We start from the raw sequence: 18832 nt of genomic DNA on the forward strand, positions 1-18832 counted from the left end.
CCCTGTTCTGTCAAGACTTCGGGACGATTTGCCTGACCTTCAGAGTTTTGCGTGTTCATCATGGCGGTCATAGAAACAGCGGAAAAGATGCTGCCCGCGGGTCTGCGCCCGATCGGCGGCCGTGCGCTGCGCATGCTTGCGGCCGTGCTCACCGAACGTGGTGAGAAGGCGGCCGCTCAGCGCATGGCGCTGACGGCCTTTTCGATCCGAATCCTCAGCGCAGCCCTCGCCTTCATCTCCCAGATCGTGCTTGCCCGGCTGATGGGCGAATATGAATATGGCATTTTCGTTTTCGTCTGGGTGCTGGTCGTCGTCTTCGGCGATCTCTCGTGTCTTGGGTTCCACACGGCGATCATCCGCTTTCTGCCGCAATACAGGGCGGCCGGCGCTTTCGAGGAAATCCGCGGCCTCACCGGCACGGCGCGCATCTTCGCGCTGCTTTCAGGCACCGCGGTGCTCGCCGCCGGCATGCTCGGGCTGCATTTATTCGGCCATATGATCCAAGTCTATTATCTCGTCCCGATATTCCTCGGCCTGCTTGCCATGCCGATGATCGCGCTCGGCGACATTCTGGAAGGCACGTCGCGAGCGAACCATTGGCCGGTCATGGCGCTTAGCCCGGTCTATATCGTCCGTCCGATCCTGATCATCGCCTTCATGCTCATCGCCATTGCCATCGGCGCCGAGCATACGGCCGTCACCGCGATGCAGGCGGCGCTCGTCGCGACCTTCGTCACCGCGCTCGGCCAGTATGCTGCAACGCTCTATCGCCTTCGCCGGCATTATGACGAAGGCCCGCGCAAAATCGATTTCCTCGCCTGGTTCAGCGTCGCTTTTCCGATTTTCCTGATCGAGGGCGTGAGCTTCCTGCTCACCAATTCCGATGTCGTCGTCGTCGGCATCTTCCTCGAGCCGCACGATGTCGCCATCTATTTCGCCGCCGCCAAGACGATGGCGCTGGTGCATTTCATCAATTTCTCGGTCAAGGCAGCCTCCGGCCCGCGCTTTTCCTCGATCATCGCCGAAGGCGACCACGCCCAGCTGGCGACCGCCGCCATCGACGCCGCCCGCTGGACTTTCTGGCCGGCACTCGGCGTCGGCCTTGTGGTACTTGCCGCCGGCCATCTTCTGCTGTCGCTCTTCGGCGGCGTCTTCACATCAGGTTATCTGGTCATGGCGATCCTGCTTGCCGGCATCCTCGCCAAGTCTTTGGTCGGCCCGGCCGAAACGCTGTTGATGATGGCTGGCAAGCAGAACCTCTGCGTCGCGCTCTACGCCGGCGCTCTGACCGCCAATGTCGGTCTCAACCTCGCTTTGATCCCGCATTACGGCATAGAGGGCACCGCGATCGCCACGGCTTCTGCCATGGCGGTCGAGGCAATCCTGCTGCATCTTGCCGTGCGCCGCACGCTCGGCATCGTCCTTTTCGCCTTTGCCAGCCCCTCCGCCGCAACGCCAGAAATGAGAGTTCGATAGATGGTGCGTATTCCTCCCGTTACCGAAAGCACCGATAGCATTGCCAACCGCATGGTGCATGATCTCGCCGCGCTGCATTTCGAAGCGCCGCGGGCTGAGGCCCGCGCCGAGATCGGCCGGCCGGGGCGCGAACTCTGCCTCTATCCCGGCAAGCTCGGCTATGAACTGCAGGAAGAACTCGACTTCCTCTCCAACCGGGCGATGGAGCCGAACGTCTTCTTCTCCGGCCGCTTCCTCGCGCCCGCCATGCCGCGGCTCGAAGACCGGCAGGTGAACTTCGCCCTGATCCGCGACCACAATGCCGGCCGCAGCCGCATGCGTTTTCTAATGCCGTTTTCGGTCGACAAGCCGGGGTTTGCCGTCGGCCCATCGATCATCCGCGGCTGGTCGAACAGCTTCGGCCCGCTCGGCACGCCGCTGGTCGACAGCGAGGATGCTGCCGAGACTCTCGACAATCTCTTCGAGGGACTGACCGCGCGCGACCTCAATCTGCCCGGAATCGTGGTCCTGCCCGATCTCAGGCTGAACGGTATCTTCGTGCGGATGATCAAGGCCGTGGCGCTCAGCCGCAATCTTCCCGTCACCGTCACCAATCCCTATTTGCGCCCGATGCTGCAGAGCGAGGAAGAGGCGCCGGCCTATCTCGGCAAAACCATCTCCTCCTCGCATATGCGCGAGATGCGCCGCCAGTGGCGCCTGCTGGAGGAGTTGGGAACAGCGGTCTATGCCGTCGCCCGGCAACCGCGCGAAATCCATATCCGCTTCGAGGAATTCCTGGCAATGGAAGCCGGTGGCTGGAAGGGCAAGCGCCGAAGCGCTCTCGTCACCGATCGTTATCACACGGCCTTCGCCCGCGAGGCGGTGTCGAACCTTGCCGCCGTCGATGCCGTGCGTATTCACACGATCGATCTCAACGGCAAGGCGATCGCCGCCATCGTCGTGCTGATGATGGGTGGCGAGGCCTATACCTGGAAGACCGCCTATGACGAGAACTATGCGCGCTTTTCGCCGGGCAAGCTGCTGATGAGCGAACTCACCGAATGGCATCTCGACGACGCCAATATCGTCCGCTCCGATTCCTGCGCCGTCTCGGACCATCCGATCATGAGCCGCTTCTGGCAGGAGCGCGAGGAAATGGGAACGCTGGTGATCGGCCTGACGCAGAACAGCGACCGCGACATGCGTCAGGTCTCAGCCCAGCTCCACATGTACCGCAGCACCCGCAACATGGCGAAAATGCTGCGCGAGAAGATCATGTCGCTCGCCGGCCGGGGCTAGCACGGCTGACCTTCGGCCGCCGCCCTCTCGCGCAGCAGCCGGCGGATCACCTTGCCGGTGGTCGTCAGCGGCAAGGCATCGATGAATTCCACCTCACGCGGATATTCATGCATTGAAAGCCGCGTCTTCACCCATTCCCTGATATCGGCGGCCAGCGCCTCGCTTGGCTGATGGCCCAGCGACAGAACGATATAGGCCTTGACGATCTCGGTGCGCACCGCATCGGGTTTGCCGACGGCGGCGGCAAGCTGCACGGCGGGATGGCCGATCAGGCAATCCTCGATTTCGGCCGGGCCGATGCGATATCCCGACGAGGTGATGACATCGTCGTCGCGGCCCTCGAAGGCGACGTAGCCATCGGCATCCTGCCGGCCGACATCGCCGGTGAGCAGCCAGTTCTTTGCGAATTTTCGTTTCGTCGCCGCCGCATCGTCCCAGTAGCCGAGGAACATCACGGGATCGGGACTGGCGATGGCGATCTGGCCCGGTTCGCCCGTCGGCAATTCGTCACCGGCTTCGCTGACGATTGCGACGCGGTGTCCGGGTACCGCGCGGCCAATGGCGCCGGCCCTGGTCACGCCATGGGCAGCGCTCGACGAGAGCACGAAATTGCACTCCGTCTGGCCGTAGAATTCGTTGACGGTGATGCCGAGCGTCCTTTGCGCCCATTCATAGGTCTCACGGCCGAGCGCCTCTCCGGCCGAGCCGATGGTGCGCAGCACCAGATCGTATTTCGAGCGCGGATCGGCAACGGATCTCATCAACCTCAGCGCCGTCGGCGGAATGAAGGCGTTGCGCACCCCCATCTCGGCCATGATGCGATAGGCCATGTCGGCGTCGAATTTCTGCGCCGGCGACGAGACGACGGGAACGCCGAGCAGAAGGCTCGGCAGCAGCGCGTTGAGCAGCCCGCCCGCCCAGGCCCAGTCGGACGGCGTCCAGACCTTGTCGCCCGCTTTCGGAAAACCCTCATGAGCAAACTGCATGCCGGGAATATGGCCGGGTAGGACGCGGTGGCCATGCAGCGCGCCCTTCGGCGGCCCTGTCGTTCCCGAGGTGAAAATCATCAACGCCGGATCGTCCGGACCGGTCTTGACGACATCAAAGACGGGAGAATGGCCATCCACCAGTTCGCCGAAGTCGGCCGCATCGGCAGTCGCCCCGTCGATGCTGACGATATGTTTCAGCATCGGCAGGCGCTCCCGGATCTGCCGGATGCGCTCGAGACCGAAGCCATTGGTGACGACGGCCGCCACCCCTGCCGCCTTCAGCCGGTATTCCAGCGCCTCGACGCCGAAGAGCAGCGCCAGCGGCAAGGCGATCGCGCCAGTCTTGTAGATCGACACATGCGCGATCACCGTCTCGAAGGATTGCGGCAGGAGCAGCGCGACGCGATCGCCGCGTTTTATGCCAAGTGAAACCAGCGCATTTGCAAAGGCCGAGGAACGGTCGGCGAGCGCGCGATAGGTCAAACTGCGGTGATGCCCGTCCGGGCTGAAATGTTCGAGGCAGACGCGCTCCGGCGCCCTCGCCGCCCAGTCGTCGCTGACGGCGCGGCCGATATTGAAATCTTCGGGAATCCGCCACGAAAAATCGCGATAGAGATCGTCGTAGCGATTGTGGGACGGCAGTAGCATAGGCGAAATCCAGTGAATGCTGCACCAGCTAACACCTTGTGCTGCAATTGCGCAAGCGACCGGTCCGGACGGCGATGACCGCCCCCCTGCTTCAAAGCCCATCACGCATTGTTGTGCGCATCGCCGGACGGATTCTTCGCCCGGCGCCCTGCGACTTTGCCGGTTTCCGCACTAGATCATACAAGGCGGTCCAACGACATCGGATTTGGGGCATCGGATTTGGATCAGCAAATTCATCACGGAGTCGTTTCATGGAATATGCAAAATTTGGGAAAACCGGCCTGGAAGTCTCGAAAATCTGCCTGGGCTGCATGACCTTCGGCGATCCCGGCCGCGGCAATCATGCCTGGAGCCTGCGGGAGGAAGAAAGCCGGGCGTTGATCCGGCAGGCGATTGACCTCGGCATCAACTTCCTCGACACCGCCAACACCTATTCCAACGGCTCCTCCGAGGAGATCGTCGGCCGCGCCATAAAGGATTTCGCCAAGCGCGAGGACATCGTGCTGGCGACCAAGGTGTTCAACCGCATGCGGCCGGGCCCTAACGGCGCCGGCCTGTCGCGCAAGGCGATCTTCGACGAGATCGACAACAGCCTGCGCCGCCTCGGCACAGACTATGTCGACCTCTACCAGATCCACCGCTTCGACTATACGACGCCGATCGAGGAAACGCTGGAGGCGCTGCACGACGTCGTCAAGGCAGGCAAGGCGCGGTATATCGGCGCCTCCTCCATGTATGCCTGGCAATTTGCCAAGGCGCTCTACGTCTCGAGGCTGAACGGCTGGACCGAATTCGTCAGCATGCAGGACCACCTGAACCTGCTCTACCGTGAGGAAGAGCGCGAAATGCTGCCGCTCTGCGAGGATCAGAAGATCGCCGTCATCCCCTGGAGCCCGCTTGCCCGCGGCCGCCTGACCCGCGACTGGGACGAGGCGACAGCGCGCAGCGAAACCGACGAATTCGGCAAGACGCTTTACACGCAGTCCATCGATGCCGATCGCAAGATCGTCGAGGCGGTGGCAGAGATCGCCAAGGCTCGCGGCGTCTCCCGCGCCCAGGTCGCAACCGCCTGGATCCTGCAGAAGAGTGCGGTGACCGCCCCGATCATCGGCGCTTCCAAACCGAACCACCTGACCGACGCCGTTGCCTCGCTCTCGGTCAAGCTCACCACTGAGGAAATCGCCGCATTGGAAGCACCCTATATCCCACACGCCGTCGCCGGCTTCAAATAGCCGCTGGCCGCCTGAGGCATCGGTAAGACAGATCACACTCCCTCTATGGGCAGAAGAGGGAGAGCGAAACATTGTCTTTCCAGATTAAAAACTACTGCTGGGATCGAGCTGCCGGCGCATCGTCACCAGAAACTGCTCTGCAAGCGCCCGGTCTTCCACCGCGCGGGCAAGAATGACGGCGCCCATCATCGAGGAGAGCGTGGTAGCGGCATTGGCGCGGCGTTCCTCTTCGCTCTTTCCGGGAACGATATCGGCGAGCGTGTCGACCAGCACGGAGAGCCCGTCGCTGAAGACGGCGCGCACCGCACCGCGGCTGCGGCTGACCTCCTGGATCAGAGTCGCGAAGACGCAGCTGCCGCCCGGATCGTCGACCGTTCGCCAGTGGATATAGTGGTCGAGAAGCGATTCCAGCGGCCGGTCCGGAGAATCGGCGATATGCTCCTTCCAGCGCGTTTCGACCTTGTCGATCAGCTTGCGGCTGACCTCCAGCGCCAGGTCGTCCTTCGACGCGAAGTGACCGTAGAAACCGCCATGCGTCAGCCCGGCCGCCTTCATGATGTCGGCGACGCCGACGCCGTCGAAACCGTTCTCTCGAAAGAGCACGCCGGCAACGCTCAGGATTTTCTCTCGGTTTTCGGCAAATTTCTCGCGGCTGACCCGCATTTTTAAACTCCAGAAATAGTCGCTTGACAAAATATATGACGTCCATCATCAATAGGCAAGAAATATGATGGCCATCATGTAAAGCATTCCCGTATCTTCCCGAAGCTGAATCCGAACGGAATCTCGCCTATGGTTTCCACAGCCCTTGCCTCCACCCTTGCCCGGCGCAACATCCACTACGGCTGGGTCGTCGTCGCCGCCACCTTCCTCACCATGTTGGTCACGGCCGGCGCCATGGGCGCACCCGGCGTTCTCATCAAGCCGCTGCAGGACGAGTTCGGCTGGGAGACCTCGCAGATTTCCTCGGCCCTTGCGATCCGCCTGATCCTTTTCGGCTTCATGGGACCGTTCGCCGCCGCCTTCATGAATTATTTCGGCGTGCGCAAGGTCATCGTTTTCGCCCTGGCCCTGATCGGCGCCGGTTTCATCGGTTCGCTGTTCATGACCAAGCTCTGGCATCTGTTGGCGCTTTGGGGCGTCGTCGTCGGCTTCGGCACGGGTCTGACGGCTATGGTGCTCGCGGCCACCGTCTCAACCCGCTGGTTCACCAAGCATCGCGGCCTCGTCGTCGGCATGCTTTCGGCGAGCTCGGCTACCGGCCAGCTCGTCTTTCTGCCGCTAATGGCGGAGCTGACGGAACGCTACGGCTGGCGATCGACGGTGTTTTTCGTCTGCGCCATGATCATGGTCGCAGCTCTGGCCGTGCTGGCTTTCATGCGAGACCGGCCGGCCGACCTGAACCTGCCGTCCGTCGGCGAAACGCAGGTGACACCGCCGCCGGCGGGAACCTCTCTCGGCGTTGCGCTGATGACGCCGATCACCGTGCTCAGGGAAATCTCCAAGACCTCGACCTTCTGGATCCTGTTTGCCACCTTCTTCATCTGCGGGCTCAGCACCAATGGCCTGATCCAGACCCATTTCGTCACTCTCTGCGGCGATTTCGGCATCGTGCCGGTGGCTGCTGCCAGTGTGCTCGCCGTCATGGGCATCTTCGATTTCTTCGGCACCATCGGCTCGGGCTGGCTGTCCGACCGCTTCGACAATCGCTGGCTGCTGTTCTTCTACTACGGCTTTCGCGGCCTCTCGCTGCTCTATCTGCCCTTCAGCGATTTCAGCTTCTACGGCCTCTCCATCTTTGCCATCTTCTACGGCCTCGACTGGATCGCCACCGTGCCGCCGACCGTCAAGATCGCCGCCGACCGCTTCGGCCGCGAAAAGGCCGGCCTGGTCTTCGGCTGGGTCTTTGCCGGCCATCAGTTGGGCGCCGCTACCGCCGCCTATGGCGCCGGCCTGTCGCGCACGGAGCTGTCGAGCTACCTGCCCGCCTTCTTCGTCGCCGGCGCTTTCTGCCTGCTGGCCTCGATCCTGGCGATCACGCTGAAGAAGTCCGGCCTGACCAGCCCGGCGCCCGCCGCCGCCCATTAATGCATGTCGCCCGGAAGTGTGCCAGCGGTTCGGGGATAACGACATGCATAAAAATAGAGAGCTTTGATATCGCAAGCATCCGGCCTCGAAACGAGGCCGGATGTCTCTACCGGATCAGTCCGATAACTTCGCTTGCCCGTCTTGCGCGTGCGGGCGCTCGCATGTTAGACAGCCGCCCGTTCACTCCGTTGCCCCATTGGCGGAATTGGTAGACGCGCTCGACTCAAAATCGAGTTTCGAAAGAAGTGCTGGTTCGACCCCGGCATGGGGCACCAGCCTTCGCTCTATGAGCTTCGGCTCAGCAAGCCGAAGCTCATAGAGCGAAGGCTGTCGCGCCGCAGTTCCGTTAGGAAGGATGGCTGACCGGTTTAGACAGTGCTCCGGCCACTAAAACCGTCATCCCGATACGTTCGTCCGCGCCTCCGCATCGACAAGCTGACGCGGAAGCACGAACCGTATTCACATCCGAAACTACTTGTTCTTCAGCAGCCACATCTTGCCGGCCATGGTAATGCCGTAGACGTCTTTCGTGACATCGTCATCGAGGTGCCGCCGCTCGAGGAAACCTGGTTCCTTCAACTCGCCCAGCGTCTTGGCAGTGACCGATTTTATTTTCTGCGGCCGCTCTTTCCAGCGGTCGTTTTTCGCGTAGGTCACCGTTGCGTTCTGATGCGTCCATTTATTGGCCGGCTGAGGGTAAAGGTCTCCATCCCTGGCGAGTTTCAGCGCGGCGATCTGGGACGGCGTAAGTTCAATCATACTCGAAATCCTGTGCAGGCGGTGTTTGCGCTGGGAATGCGCTTCTACCAAAGGCGTGCTCATAACACCGACGGACGAGTTTCACCACTGGATTGCGATATCAGCGCCACGAAAGGCGAAAACCCGGCTCTTCGAACCGGGCTTCGTCATTGTCGCGTAGTTCCAGTTAATTGCAACGCCGGACCGTTTTGGTCACTTCGCCGTCGTCGGTCTGACGGGTGACACTTCTGGTTTCGCAGCCGTTGTCGCGATAGCGGCGGTGTTCACGTTCGCGCACCGCACCGAAAGTGACGCCACGCTCGCTGATGGTTATGCCGGGTCTCACCCGTTCATGACGATAACCGTCATCATAGGTACGTTCCCTAACATAGACGCTGTCGGCGAGAACAGGCGCTGCAAACGAGCAGGCGGCAAGGGCCGCTATAGTACAATTCAGGATGATCTTCCGCATGTCGTTTCTCCTTTCTGGATGAAAGGGCAACGAGACAAGACGCAACTGGTTCCAAGATCGCCGCCCGCCCGGGCTTGGTGCAGACGACAGCAGACCAGTTCTACGCCTGATCGCAAGGATTGCGAACAAGGGCCGCTACCCGCCAAATCAACTGTTTAATTTTGCTTGCACTTCGTACAGAGTGGCCGCCGCCATCACAGGAAGGGTCGGACGTGCATCAGGAAGTAGGGCTTATCGCAACGGTCGCCGTCAGTTTCGTTTTCGCGGCGATCCTGGGTTATGGCGCCGACCGGCTGCGGCTGCCGCCGCTCGTTGGCTATCTCCTCGCCGGCATTCTGATGGGGCCGTTTACGCCGGGTTTCGTCGCCGATACCGCCCTTGCCGGGCAGCTCGCCGAAATGGGCGTCATCCTTCTGATGTTCGGCGTCGGCCTGCATTTTTCCGCCTCGGACCTGCTCGCCGTCCGAGGGATCGCCGTGCCGGGCGCGATCGGGCGCATCATCCTCGCCACCCTGTTGGGCATCGGCCTTTGCAAACTCTGGGGCTGGAGCTTGGGCGCCGGCATCGTCTTGGGCCTCAGCCTGTCTGTGGCCAGCACTGTCGTTCTGCTGAAGGCGCTGGAGGAGCGCAATCTCGTCAACGCGCCAAGCGGGCGCGTCGCCGTCGGCTGGCTGATCGTCGAGGATCTGGTGATGGTGCTGGCGCTGGTGCTGCTGCCGGCGCTCGCAGAGCTTCTTGGCGGCAACGCCGCCGCGACCACCAACCACGGCCTCGGCGAGCTTTCCCTGGCGCTGACGATCGGCCTGACGCTGGCGAAGGTGGCCGGCTTCGCCGCCATGGCGATCTTCCTCGGCCCGCGCATCGTGCCCTGGCTGCTGACGATGATCGCCCGCACCGGTTCGCGTGAACTCTTCACGCTGACGGTCCTGGCGATCGCGCTGGGCATCGCCTTCGGCTCGGCGGCGATCTTCGGCGTCTCCTTTGCGCTCGGCGCCTTTTTTGCCGGCGTCGTCATGAGCGAATCCCAGCTCAGCCACAGGGCGGCCGCCGACTCGCTGCCGCTGCAGAACGCCTTCTCCGTGCTGTTTTTCGTCTCCGTCGGCATGCTCTTCGATCCATCGATCCTGGTCAGCCAGCCGCTGGCGGTGATCGGCGCGCTGGCGCTTGTCATCCTCGGCAAGGCCATCATCACCTTCTTCATCGTCTTACTGCTGCGATATCCGATCGGCCTGGGGCTGACATTGGCCGGCGGCCTTGCCCAGATCGGCGAATTCTCCTTCATCCTCGCCGGCCTCGGCGTCTCGCTCGGGCTGCTGCCGCACGAGGGCCAGGATCTGATCCTTGCCGCTGCAATCCTGTCGATCACGCTCAACCCGATCGTGATCCTGGCGACCGACGGGTTGAAGAAATTTGCCCATTCGAGATGGCCCTCCCTTTGGGAAAGCTACGGCAGGGCGAGGCAGAAGGCGCTCAGCAAGGAACTGGAAAAGATCAGGGCGCTCGGCGAGGAGCGCGAACGCGAGCATCAGCTGAAAATGCAGCAGCTGATCGAGACTTTTCCTTTGTTCTCCGAGGTTAACGAAGACGCGCAGGAGGAACTGCTGCTGCTCTTCAAGGCAAAATCCGCTCCACCCGGCGAACGCGTCATCCGCCGCGGCGACCGCGGCGACGGCATGTATTTCATTTCTTCGGGGGCGGTGGAAGTCCGGCTCGCAAGCGGCGCGATCCGCCTTGAGCCTGGCGCCTTCTTCGGCGAAATGGCGCTTCTGACCGGCGGACGGCGCACGGCCGATGTCATCGCCGTCGATTTCTGCCAGTTCGAAGTGCTCGAACGGCGCGACTTCAACATGTTCATGTCGCGTCATCCCAATCTGCGCGCCGCCGTCAGCGAAATGGCGCAGAAACGCACGGAGATGAACGACCTGCGTCAGCAATGGGAAAAGTCGATGGACCTCTCCTGAGGCAATACCGACGCATGTCTGCGAATGCGATATGCGATTGCCTCAGCCAGCCGGCCAATAGCCGTCGGCGCGGAAATCCTCCGGGATCGGGTCGAGCCGCGACAATGTCTCGGCTGCGAAATCGATCTGCAGCGACAAATATTTAAGCGACGCCAGCATTGGCACGCCGGTCGCAAATTCCCGGATGCGCGACGGATGATAGCCGCTTTCGCTCAGCCGTCGCGCCGCTTCCCGGCGCACATCGTCCCGGCTCGGTCTGCCGCCCTCTTCGGGCCGGTCGGCCATATGCACGGCCTGCCCGCGGCCGCCTTCGATCACTTTGAACATTCTGATGCCACCCTGCACGTCGCCCAATTCAGCTCGAGCTTGATGCCGTCCCAAAACCGCCCACACTTTTCGGCATCACGCTTTGAGACAGCTTGCCGCAGAATGGCCGATTCGCCATCACATGAAATCTTGGGAGGGCGGCGGGGCCTGTATCACGAAATTTTTAGGCGGCGGGTGGCACGAAGGACACGGGCGGGCATTTACAGCGTCGCGCACGGCCCCTAAAGCTTTTTTGCACCGCAACAGGAAGGGTTCGGAATGCTCCGCAGACTTTACGACTGGACCATGTCTCTGGCCGCGCGCAAATCGGCCGAAGTCTGGCTCGCCGTCATCGCCTTCGTCGAAAGCTCCGTCTTTCTCGTCCCCGCCGATGTGCTGTTCCTGCCGATGGCGCTTTCCAAGCCGGAACGCTCCTATCGCTACGCGGTGATCGCGACCATTGCTTCCGTGCTCGGGGGTATCGCCGGCTGGGCGCTCGGCTATTTCGCCTATGAGACGGTGGCGCGGCCGGTTCTCGAATTCTACGGCAAGCTCGACGCCTTCGAGCAGATGAAGGCCTATGTCACCTACGAGACGATCCTGTTGCTGCTCGTCACTTCGGGACTTGCGCATCTGCCGCCAATCAAGATCGTCACGATCCTCTCCGGCGTCATCCACGTCAATCTGGGGCTTTTTATTGTTTCGGCGATCATCGCCCGCGGCGCGCGTTTCCTCTTCCTCGCCTGGTTGCTGCGCCGCTACGGTGAGCCGATCCGTGACTTCATCGAGAAGCGCCTCGGCCAGATCGTCGGCATCGGTGCAACTGCGGTGATCGTGCTATATGTCGGCTACCGCTCTTTCGCTCACTAAATCTCGCGGAGTTCCGCCATGACTGCCACTTCCTCGCCGCTCGCCCGTCCCGGCTTCGTCTATTCCATATTGCTCGCCATCGGCATGGCGGCCGCGGTCGGCACGGCGCTTGGTTTCCAATATATCGGCGGCTATATTCCCTGCGCGCTCTGCCTGCTGCAGCGGCAGCCCTACTATTACGCCATCCCGATCGCCGTCCTCGCCGCGGTTTCGGAACTCGTCGGCCTGCCGAACTGGATCACCCGCGCGCTCATTCTCGCCGCCGGCATGCTGATGCTGGTCACGGCCGGCATGGGCGTCTATCACGCCGGAGTCGAATGGCATTTCTGGCCGGGCCCGGCCACTTGCTCGACAACGGCAAGCAGCATGACCACCAATGCCGGCGATCTGCTCGGTGAGCTCAACACGATCAAGGGCCCGTCCTGCACCGATGCGGCGCTCCGGGTGCTCGGCCTGTCTTTTGCGGGCTGGAACGTGATTGCCGGAATCCTGCTGGCCGCCTTCGCTTTCGTTGGCGTTCGCAAGACGGCCTGATCAGGGCTGCAGTTCGGTATCCCAGTAGAGATAGTCGAGCCAGCTGTCGTGCAGATAGTTCGGCGGGAACAGCCGGCCGTTATTGTGCAGATCCTGCACCGTCGGCTGATAGGGTTTCTGCGCCGGGAACATGCTCGCCTGCTTGGGAAGCTTGCTGCCCTTGCGCAGATTGCAAGGCGAACAGGCGGCCACGACATTCTCCCAGGTCGTCTCGCCGCCATGGGCGCGCGGGATGACGTGATCGAAAGTCAGATCGTCATGGGCGCCGCAATACTGGCACTCGAACCGGTCGCGCAGGAAGACGTTGAACCGGGTGAAGGCGGGATTGCGGGACGGCTGGACGTAGGTCTTGAGGCACACGACACTCGGAAGCCGCATCGAAAAACTCGGCGAGGAAACCGAATGTTCATATTCTGCGATGATGTTCACACGGTCGAGAAATACCGCCTTGATCGCGTCCTGCCAGGACCACAGCGACAAGGGGTAATAACTCAGTGGCCGGTAGTCAGCGTTCAGGACGAGCGCTGGCAGGGCCTGGGGGGAGACTGCAATCGTCAAGGGACTCTCCTGATCGATTCGGCATCTGCACCTGTATATTAGGCCGGTTGTTACAGGATTGTGAAGTCCAATAAATTCAGAGGATAAAGGCAATTTGAAGAGTGTTGCCGATCAGCCGGTCGGCACCATGTCACGCCGTGTTTTCGTAGCGTAATAGGCCCAGAAAAGCCGTGCCGCCACCGAGCGCCACGGCGACCAGGCTTCCGCCAGCGCCGTTAGCGCCTTTGCCTGAGGCCGTGCCGCGAGACCGAATGCCGCACCGACGGCGTTCTGCAGCGCGACATCGCCGGCCGGAAACACATCGGCATGGCCGCCGCAGAACATCAGATAGACTTCTGCCGTCCACGGACCGACGCCCTTCAGCGCGGTGAGTTCTCCAAGCGCTTCACCAGGCGGCATCAGGCAGAGCCCGGAAAGATCGAGGCGGCCGGAGGCAACGGCTTCGGCGATCCGCGACAAGGTCTCGGCCTTGGCGCGCGACAGGCCGAAGTCGCGCCAGGCCTCGGCGTGAAGCAGCGTATAGCCTTCCGCGGTCAGGAGACCGTCCGCCGGCTGCATGCGCCGCCAGATCGCTTCGGCGCTGGCGCGCGACACCATCTGCGAGACGATGATATGGGCAAGGCCGGCAAAACCCGGTTCACGCAGCCGCAGCGGCACAGGCCCGGCATCCGCCGCGATCGGCACAAGGCGCGGATCGAGGCGAAGCAGCGCTTCGAGCCCTTGCCTGACGTCGTCTTCGTTGCGGATGATCTGCACATCGCCTCGCAGTGGTTCGAAACCTAAATCCATGGCAGAAGAAAGCATGACCACGAGCGAGCGTCAAAAACCTGTCTTTCGTTTTGCGCCGAGCCCCAACGGTGAGCTGCATCTCGGTCATGCCCTCTCGGCCCTCTTGAATCACGACATGGCGGAGGCCGAACATGGCCGCCTGCTGCTGCGCATCGAGGATATCGACCAGACGCGCTGCACGCCCGAGTTCGAGGCCGGCATCCTCAGGGAGCTCGACTGGCTTGGGGTCGGCTGGGAAAGCCCGGTGCGGCGGCAGTCGGAACATTTCCCCGAATATCGGGCGGCACTGCACGCACTGATCGAACGCGGCCTGGTCTATCCGGCCTTCCTGACGCGCGGCGAGGTGAAGACGCGCGTCACCGCCTATGAGGCCGCTGGCAAGTCCTGGCCGCGCGATCCCGACGGCACGCCACTTTACCCCGCAACCGATCGCGAGCGCCCGGAAGACGAACGGCAGGAGATGCTGACCTCGGGGAAGAAACATGCCTGGCGGCTCGATATGCGCAAGGCACTCGACCTGATCGGCGAGCTGCTGTTCTGGACGGAAACCGGCGACGGCAGATCGGGCGAGATCGCCGCCGAGCCGGAAGTCTGGGGCGATGTCATCCTGTCGCGCTCGGACGCTCCGTCGAGCTATCATCTTTCGGTGGTGGTCGACGATGCGCTCCAGGGTGTCACCCATGTGGTGCGCGGGCTCGACCTCTTCCCGGCCACCTCGGTGCACCGGCTGCTGCAGGTGCTGCTCGGCCTGCCGCAGCCGGTTTATCACCATCATCGTCTCATTCTCGACAATGCCGGCCGCAAGCTTTCGAAAAGCCAGGGCGACAGCGGGATTGGCGAGTTGCGCGCCAGCGGCATGTCAGGGGCCGACATTCGCCGCCTTGTCGGGCTCTGATGGCCTTTCGACACGCTCCCTGCCGACAATCGAAAGGGTGTGGGAGAACATCCGGAAGACGCGGAATTTGATCAGCGCCGCATTGATCTCGGCGCCGATGATGAAAATGACGCCGACCATATAGAGGAAGATCAGCACGATCATGACCGAGGCGAGACCGGCATAGGTTGCGGTGTAGTTGGCGAAGGTCGCGAGGTAATAGGCAAAGATCAGCGCTCCGGCAAGCCAGAGCAGCAGCGTCAGCAGCACGCCCGGAATGACGTCGAAGACCCGCCGTTTGCCGGCCGGCAGCCAGAGATGCATGACCAGCAGCCCGACGGTCAGCACGACAAGCGTGCCGTAAATGCGCCAGCTGAAGACGATGTCGAGCGTATCGGCAAACAGCGGAAACCAATTCCTGGCATAGTCGAGCGCCAGCGGTACGGCGACCAGCAGGATGCTGATCGCCGCAAAGATGATCACCGCGATCAGCACATAGCCGAGGCTGGCGAGGCGGGTGAAATACCACGGCCGCGTTTCCTGCACCCGGTAGGCGCGGTTGAGCGAGATGCGCAGCGCCTCGACGCCGTTCGAAGCAAAATAGGCAGCCGCCAGCACCGAGATCGTCAGCAGCCCGCCGCGCGGAATGGTCAGTACTTGCAGCACCTGGTCGGCGAGCGGCTTGGCGATCGCCTCGGGCCAGGTGTCGAAGATCAGATGGATGGCGGTCGAGGAAAACTGATCGGCGCCGAGGAAGCTTGCGAGCGCCGTGCCAAAGATCAGGAAGGGGAAAACCGCAAGCAGGCTCGACAGCGCCACATGGCTTGCCATGGCGAAGCCGTCATCCTCGACCATGTGACAGATCGCGTCGTAGACCACGTCGTAGATCGTGCGCAGCGCCTTCGGCATTCCGTCTCCGGCTTTCCAGATTGTATCCTCTGGCCGAATATGGGAAACGAGTCCCATTTTGTACAGGAATCATTCCATGGCGGCAGAGCGCAGCATCGTCGTGACTGGATGCTCGTCCGGTATAGGCGCTCATTGCGCGCGGGCGCTGAAAGCCGATGGCTGGCGCGTCTTCGCGACGGTGCGCAAACCGGAAGATCTGCCGGGCTTGGAAACCGACGGCATCGAAGCCTTCCTGATGGATTATGCCAGGCCCGAGACGATTTCCGAGCTGGTCGACACCGTCTTGCAACGTAGCGGCGGCCGCATCGACGCGCTCTTCAACAATGGCGCCTATGGCCAGCCGGGCGCCGTCGAGGATCTTTCGACGGCAGCGCTGCGCGCCCAGTTCGAGGCGAATTTCTTCGGCTGGCACGAATTGACGCGGCAGGTGATCCCGGCGATGCGCAAATGCGGTCAGGGTCGGATCGTGCAATGCTCGTCCATTCTCGGTGTCGTGCCCTATCGCTATCGCGGCGCCTATACCGCCTCCAAATTTGCGCTCGAAGGCCTCAGCATCACCCTGCGCATGGAACTGCAGGGCAGCGGCATCCATGTAAGTCTGATCGAGCCCGGCCCGATTGCCACCCGTTTCACCACCAACGCGCTCGCCAAGATCCACGAACATATCGACGTCGAGAACTCGCCGCACGCAGCCGACTATGTCAGGCAACTGGCAAGACTCGACGGATCCGGCCCGGTCAACCGCCACAAGCTTGGCCCGGAGGCGGTCTATTCCGTGTTGAAACACGCATTGAACTCGAAAAATCCGAGGCCACATTATCCTGTAACGACACCGGCCAAGCAGGGCATGTTCCTGAAGCGGCTGCTTCCGGCAGACCTCTTCTACCGCCTGATGCGCTGGACGGACTGAGAAAGCTGAATGCCATGTCCACCGTCACCTATATCCTCGCGATCATCGTCATGGGCTGCGTCGCCCTCGTCTTGATCCGCGGCCTCTTCAACATGATGAAGGGCGGCGACGCCAATCGCTCCAACAAGCTGATGCAGCTGCGCGTCCTCTTGCAGGCCATCGCCGTCTTCCTGATCATGCTAACACTCTGGTTCACCGGCGGCGGCCGGCCGACGTGAGAAGACCGTGGGGGCATTTTTGATGATGAACGCCGAAACATCCTCCCTCATTCCTGTGCTCGTAACAGGAATGAGGGAGGTGAGGTAAGCGGCTTGAGGAAACACCCCAACGCGGTGTGTGTCAGTATGACTGCGCGAGTTTGGCAACAATGCCAACCCCACTCTCCGTCATCCTCGGGCTTGACCCGAGGATCCATCCCCCTAGCCGCTGCTGGATGCGGTCTGGATGCCCGGGTCGAGCCCGAGCATGACGGAGGGTGGGGTGGTTCAACCCTCCCCCTATCAGGCGGTGCAACATGGTGAAACTCAACAAGATCTACACCAAAACCGGCGACGACGGCACGACCGGGCTGGTGTCCGGCCCGCGCCGGGCAAAGGACGATCTGCGCGTCGAGGCCTATGGCACGATCGACGAGGCCAATTCCGCGATCGGGCTGGCGCGGCTGCACACATCAGGCCTGCCCGAACTCGACGCTATGTTGATGTCGATCCAGAACGATCTCTTCGATCTCGGCGCCGATCTCGCCACCCCCGATACCGGCGAGCCACCGGCCTATGAGCCGCTGCGGATCGTCGAGGCGCAGGTCGCCCGCGTGGAGCGCGACATCGACCAGTTGAACGCCGGCCTGGAGCCCCTGACGTCCTTCGTCCTGCCGGGCGGCAGCCCGGCCGCCGCGCAGTTGCATCTGGCCCGCACGATCGCGCGCCGCGCCGAGCGTTTGATGGTGGCGCTTGCCCGCACCGACGGCGAGATCGTCAGCGAGCCGGCGAGGAAATATGTCAACCGGCTCTCCGATTTCCTCTTCGTCGCCGCACGTCATGCAAATGACCGCGGCCATGCGGATGTGCTTTGGGTTCCGGGAAAAAACAGATAGGCTTGCCGCGATCACGATTGCCGGGGGGCTTGATGTTCATACCTTTTCATGACGCCAACACGCTGAAATATATCAAGGTCCAGTGGGTGACGCTCTTACTGATCGCATTGAATGTCGCCGTCTGGCTTTTCACCAGCCTGGAGAGCGAGCAGGCAGCGCAGGCAACGACCGTCGGGCTCGGCTATATCCCGGCGATCGCCTTTGGCGACGCGGTGCTGGCCCAGGGGCTGGAAATCGTGCCGGAGCCGCTGACTTACCTCACCTATGCCTTCGTCCATTCCGGCTTCTGGCATCTGGCCTCCAACATGATCTTCCTCTGGGTCTTCGGCGACAATGTCGAGGATGCCATGGGACATCTGCGTTTCCTGATTTTCTATCTGCTGTGCGCGGCCGCCGGCGCGCTCTGCCACGGTCTGCTGAGCATGACGTCGCAAGCGCCGCTGGTCGGCGCCTCGGGGGCGATTTCCGGTGTGATTGCCGCCTATGTCTTGCTGCATCCGCGCGTCAAGGTCTGGGTTCTGGTCTTCTTCCGCGTGCCGCTGCCGCTGCCGGCCTTCGTGCCGCTGCTTTTGTGGATCGGCCAGCAATTCTTCATGCTGGCGGTCGCACCCGACGGCGACGTTTCCTGGGGCGCGCATGTCGGCGGCATTCTTGCCGGTGCCCTTTCGATCCTGGTGTTGCGCCGGCCGGGTGTGCCGCTCTTCGACCGAGAGATCGTCACGCCCCGGGCTGTGAGAAGCGATCCCGGCACCGGTCCGGCCATCACTGTCGACGCGGCCGGGCGCAAGGTTCAACGCCTTCCTTGGGGTCGACGCCGACAAGAATATTGACGTGAACGTAAACGTCCATATATTGCCCGGCAAATCGCCCGCCGCTAGCATGGAAGCGTTGTAATTGGAGGAAAAGCGCGTATCCATGTCGCCATTCGACAATCGAAATGGCGCGCGAGCGCGCATTTTCGCTGAAGCCAATTTCCCCTGAAGGAAGGACACCATGAAGATTCTCGTGCCCGTCAAGCGCGTCGTCGACTACAACGTGAAGATCCGAGTGAAGCCGGATGGTTCCGGTGTCGAGCTTGCCAATGTGAAGATGTCGATGAACCCGTTC

Annotated in this window: 20 protein-coding genes, 1 tRNA gene and 1 pseudogene; 14 read left to right on the forward strand and 8 right to left on the reverse strand. The window is 62.1% G+C overall.

What is annotated here, in order from left to right; genetic code table 11:
- The first annotated feature begins 60 nt into the window (after window positions 1-60).
- The gene (locus K6N12_RS31905) at window positions 61-1476 is read left to right on the forward strand and encodes a lipopolysaccharide biosynthesis protein (protein WP_097629822.1); all 1416 of its coding nucleotides are present in this window, start codon (window positions 61-63) and stop codon (window positions 1474-1476) included.
- Window positions 1477-2754, forward strand: a complete 1278-nt coding sequence (locus K6N12_RS31910; protein ID WP_097629804.1) for a GNAT family N-acetyltransferase — start codon at window positions 1477-1479, stop codon at window positions 2752-2754.
- Here the strand turns inward: K6N12_RS31910 and K6N12_RS31915 are convergent.
- The gene (locus K6N12_RS31915; protein ID WP_097629805.1) at window positions 2751-4391 is read right to left on the reverse strand and encodes an AMP-binding protein; all 1641 of its coding nucleotides are present in this window, start codon (window positions 4389-4391) and stop codon (window positions 2751-2753) included. The genes K6N12_RS31910 and K6N12_RS31915 overlap by 4 nt on opposite strands.
- A gap of 251 nt (window positions 4392-4642) precedes the next feature.
- Here K6N12_RS31915 and K6N12_RS31920 point away from each other — a divergent pair, with 251 nt between their 5' ends.
- Window positions 4643-5623, forward strand: a complete 981-nt coding sequence (locus tag K6N12_RS31920) for an aldo/keto reductase (RefSeq protein ID WP_097629806.1) — start codon at window positions 4643-4645, stop codon at window positions 5621-5623.
- An 84-nt stretch (window positions 5624-5707) separates the two neighbouring features.
- Here the strand turns inward: K6N12_RS31920 and K6N12_RS31925 are convergent, their stop codons facing one another.
- Complete coding sequence (locus K6N12_RS31925) at window positions 5708-6286, reverse strand: TetR/AcrR family transcriptional regulator (RefSeq protein ID WP_097629807.1); 579 nt, start codon at window positions 6284-6286, stop codon at window positions 5708-5710.
- A 129-nt stretch (window positions 6287-6415) separates the two neighbouring features.
- On the opposite strand from K6N12_RS31925, the gene K6N12_RS31930 reads away from it, so the two are divergent.
- Complete coding sequence (locus K6N12_RS31930; RefSeq protein ID WP_097629808.1) at window positions 6416-7711, forward strand: MFS transporter; 1296 nt, start codon at window positions 6416-6418, stop codon at window positions 7709-7711.
- A gap of 190 nt (window positions 7712-7901) precedes the next feature.
- Window positions 7902-7986 (forward strand) — tRNA-Leu (locus K6N12_RS31935).
- 196 nt (window positions 7987-8182) lie between these two features.
- Here the strand turns inward: K6N12_RS31935 and K6N12_RS31940 are convergent.
- Both K6N12_RS31940 and K6N12_RS31945 read right to left on the reverse strand, forming a co-directional pair.
- A complete protein-coding gene (locus K6N12_RS31940; RefSeq protein WP_049732769.1) occupies window positions 8183-8470 on the reverse strand; it encodes a hypothetical protein in 288 nt (95 codons plus the stop codon).
- 166 nt (window positions 8471-8636) lie between these two features.
- On the reverse strand, window positions 8637-8921 hold the full coding sequence (locus K6N12_RS31945; protein WP_097629809.1) for a hypothetical protein: 285 nt from the start codon (window positions 8919-8921) through the stop codon (window positions 8637-8639).
- A gap of 212 nt (window positions 8922-9133) precedes the next feature.
- On the opposite strand from K6N12_RS31945, the gene K6N12_RS31950 reads away from it, so the two are divergent.
- Window positions 9134-10882 (forward strand): cation:proton antiporter domain-containing protein, encoded by a 1749-nt coding sequence (locus tag K6N12_RS31950; protein WP_097629810.1) that lies wholly within the window; start codon window positions 9134-9136, stop codon window positions 10880-10882.
- Window positions 10883-10924: 42 nt separating this feature from the next.
- Here K6N12_RS31950 and K6N12_RS31955 read toward each other — a convergent pair whose 3' ends face one another.
- Window positions 10925-11209, reverse strand: a complete 285-nt coding sequence (locus K6N12_RS31955; RefSeq protein WP_097629811.1) for a hypothetical protein — start codon at window positions 11207-11209, stop codon at window positions 10925-10927.
- 258 nt (window positions 11210-11467) lie between these two features.
- Here K6N12_RS31955 and K6N12_RS31960 point away from each other — a divergent pair, with 258 nt between their 5' ends.
- Window positions 11468-12058: a YqaA family protein gene (locus tag K6N12_RS31960; RefSeq protein ID WP_097629812.1), complete on the forward strand. Its 591-nt coding sequence runs from the start codon at window positions 11468-11470 to the stop codon at window positions 12056-12058.
- Window positions 12059-12076: 18 nt separating this feature from the next.
- Window positions 12077-12592: a disulfide bond formation protein B gene (locus K6N12_RS31965; RefSeq protein ID WP_097629813.1), complete on the forward strand. Its 516-nt coding sequence runs from the start codon at window positions 12077-12079 to the stop codon at window positions 12590-12592.
- On the opposite strand, the gene K6N12_RS31970 is transcribed toward K6N12_RS31965, so the two are convergent.
- Both K6N12_RS31970 and K6N12_RS31975 read right to left on the reverse strand, forming a co-directional pair.
- Complete coding sequence (locus K6N12_RS31970; RefSeq protein ID WP_003567029.1) at window positions 12593-13150, reverse strand: HNH endonuclease; 558 nt, start codon at window positions 13148-13150, stop codon at window positions 12593-12595. It lies immediately after the preceding gene.
- A gap of 111 nt (window positions 13151-13261) precedes the next feature.
- Entirely contained in the window at window positions 13262-13954 is a 693-nt protein-coding gene (locus K6N12_RS31975) for a DNA-3-methyladenine glycosylase family protein (protein ID WP_097629814.1), read from the reverse strand.
- Here K6N12_RS31975 and gluQRS point away from each other — a divergent pair.
- Window positions 13953-14834 (forward strand): tRNA glutamyl-Q(34) synthetase GluQRS, encoded by an 882-nt coding sequence (gluQRS, locus tag K6N12_RS31980; RefSeq protein WP_097629815.1) that lies wholly within the window; start codon window positions 13953-13955, stop codon window positions 14832-14834. The genes K6N12_RS31975 and gluQRS overlap by 2 nt on opposite strands.
- On the opposite strand, the gene K6N12_RS31985 is transcribed toward gluQRS, so the two are convergent.
- The gene (locus K6N12_RS31985; protein ID WP_097629816.1) at window positions 14799-15722 is read right to left on the reverse strand and encodes a YihY/virulence factor BrkB family protein; all 924 of its coding nucleotides are present in this window, start codon (window positions 15720-15722) and stop codon (window positions 14799-14801) included. The two genes, gluQRS and K6N12_RS31985, sit on opposite strands and share 36 nt — an antisense overlap.
- A gap of 76 nt (window positions 15723-15798) precedes the next feature.
- On the opposite strand from K6N12_RS31985, the gene K6N12_RS31990 reads away from it, so the two are divergent.
- From K6N12_RS31990 to K6N12_RS34515, 5 genes and pseudogenes are all read left to right on the forward strand, one after another.
- Window positions 15799-16632 carry an SDR family oxidoreductase gene (locus K6N12_RS31990; protein ID WP_097629817.1) on the forward strand — a complete coding sequence of 278 codons (834 nt, stop codon included), beginning with the start codon at window positions 15799-15801 and terminating at the stop codon, window positions 16630-16632.
- 14 nt (window positions 16633-16646) lie between these two features.
- Window positions 16647-16850 carry a twin transmembrane helix small protein gene (locus K6N12_RS31995; RefSeq protein ID WP_097629818.1) on the forward strand — a complete coding sequence of 68 codons (204 nt, stop codon included), beginning with the start codon at window positions 16647-16649 and terminating at the stop codon, window positions 16848-16850.
- 296 nt (window positions 16851-17146) lie between these two features.
- A complete protein-coding gene (locus K6N12_RS32000) occupies window positions 17147-17725 on the forward strand; it encodes a cob(I)yrinic acid a,c-diamide adenosyltransferase (RefSeq protein WP_097629819.1) in 579 nt (192 codons plus the stop codon).
- Window positions 17726-17757: 32 nt separating this feature from the next.
- Window positions 17758-18555 (forward strand): rhomboid family intramembrane serine protease, encoded by a 798-nt coding sequence (locus K6N12_RS32005; protein ID WP_097629823.1) that lies wholly within the window; start codon window positions 17758-17760, stop codon window positions 18553-18555.
- Window positions 18556-18718: 163 nt separating this feature from the next.
- Window positions 18719-18832: pseudogene (locus K6N12_RS34515) on the forward strand (electron transfer flavoprotein subunit beta/FixA family protein); the annotation flags it as partial.

The sequence above is a fragment of the Rhizobium redzepovicii genome (genome assembly GCF_019793435.1).
Taxonomy (GTDB): Bacteria; Pseudomonadota; Alphaproteobacteria; order Rhizobiales; family Rhizobiaceae; genus Rhizobium; species Rhizobium redzepovicii.

Excerpts from the sequence above, each read along its gene's own strand:
- K6N12_RS31920 (WP_097629806.1), top strand. The coding sequence starts at position 4,643 with ATGGAATATGCAAAATTTGGGAAAACCGGCCTGGAAGTCTCGAAAATC.
- K6N12_RS31910 (WP_097629804.1), top strand. The coding sequence starts at position 1,477 with ATGGTGCGTATTCCTCCCGTTACCGAAAGCACCGATAGCATTGCCAAC.
- K6N12_RS31995 (WP_097629818.1), top strand. The coding sequence starts at position 16,647 with ATGTCCACCGTCACCTATATCCTCGCGATCATCGTCATGGGCTGCGTC.
- K6N12_RS31965 (WP_097629813.1), top strand. The coding sequence starts at position 12,077 with ATGACTGCCACTTCCTCGCCGCTCGCCCGTCCCGGCTTCGTCTATTCC.
- K6N12_RS31925 (WP_097629807.1), bottom strand. The coding sequence starts at position 6,286 with ATGCGGGTCAGCCGCGAGAAATTTGCCGAAAACCGAGAGAAAATCCTG.
- K6N12_RS31975 (WP_097629814.1), bottom strand. The coding sequence starts at position 13,954 with ATGCTTTCTTCTGCCATGGATTTAGGTTTCGAACCACTGCGAGGCGAT.
- K6N12_RS31940 (WP_049732769.1), bottom strand. The coding sequence starts at position 8,470 with ATGATTGAACTTACGCCGTCCCAGATCGCCGCGCTGAAACTCGCCAGG.
- K6N12_RS31955 (WP_097629811.1), bottom strand. The coding sequence starts at position 11,209 with ATGTTCAAAGTGATCGAAGGCGGCCGCGGGCAGGCCGTGCATATGGCC.
- K6N12_RS31945 (WP_097629809.1), bottom strand. The coding sequence starts at position 8,921 with ATGCGGAAGATCATCCTGAATTGTACTATAGCGGCCCTTGCCGCCTGC.
- K6N12_RS31985 (WP_097629816.1), bottom strand. The coding sequence starts at position 15,722 with ATGCCGAAGGCGCTGCGCACGATCTACGACGTGGTCTACGACGCGATC.
- K6N12_RS31960 (WP_097629812.1), top strand. The coding sequence starts at position 11,468 with ATGCTCCGCAGACTTTACGACTGGACCATGTCTCTGGCCGCGCGCAAA.
- K6N12_RS31930 (WP_097629808.1), top strand. The coding sequence starts at position 6,416 with ATGGTTTCCACAGCCCTTGCCTCCACCCTTGCCCGGCGCAACATCCAC.
- K6N12_RS31990 (WP_097629817.1), top strand. The coding sequence starts at position 15,799 with ATGGCGGCAGAGCGCAGCATCGTCGTGACTGGATGCTCGTCCGGTATA.
- K6N12_RS32000 (WP_097629819.1), top strand. The coding sequence starts at position 17,147 with ATGGTGAAACTCAACAAGATCTACACCAAAACCGGCGACGACGGCACG.
- K6N12_RS31915 (WP_097629805.1), bottom strand. The coding sequence starts at position 4,391 with ATGCTACTGCCGTCCCACAATCGCTACGACGATCTCTATCGCGATTTT.
- K6N12_RS31905 (WP_097629822.1), top strand. The coding sequence starts at position 61 with ATGGCGGTCATAGAAACAGCGGAAAAGATGCTGCCCGCGGGTCTGCGC.
- K6N12_RS32005 (WP_097629823.1), top strand. The coding sequence starts at position 17,758 with ATGTTCATACCTTTTCATGACGCCAACACGCTGAAATATATCAAGGTC.
- gluQRS (WP_097629815.1), top strand. The coding sequence starts at position 13,953 with ATGACCACGAGCGAGCGTCAAAAACCTGTCTTTCGTTTTGCGCCGAGC.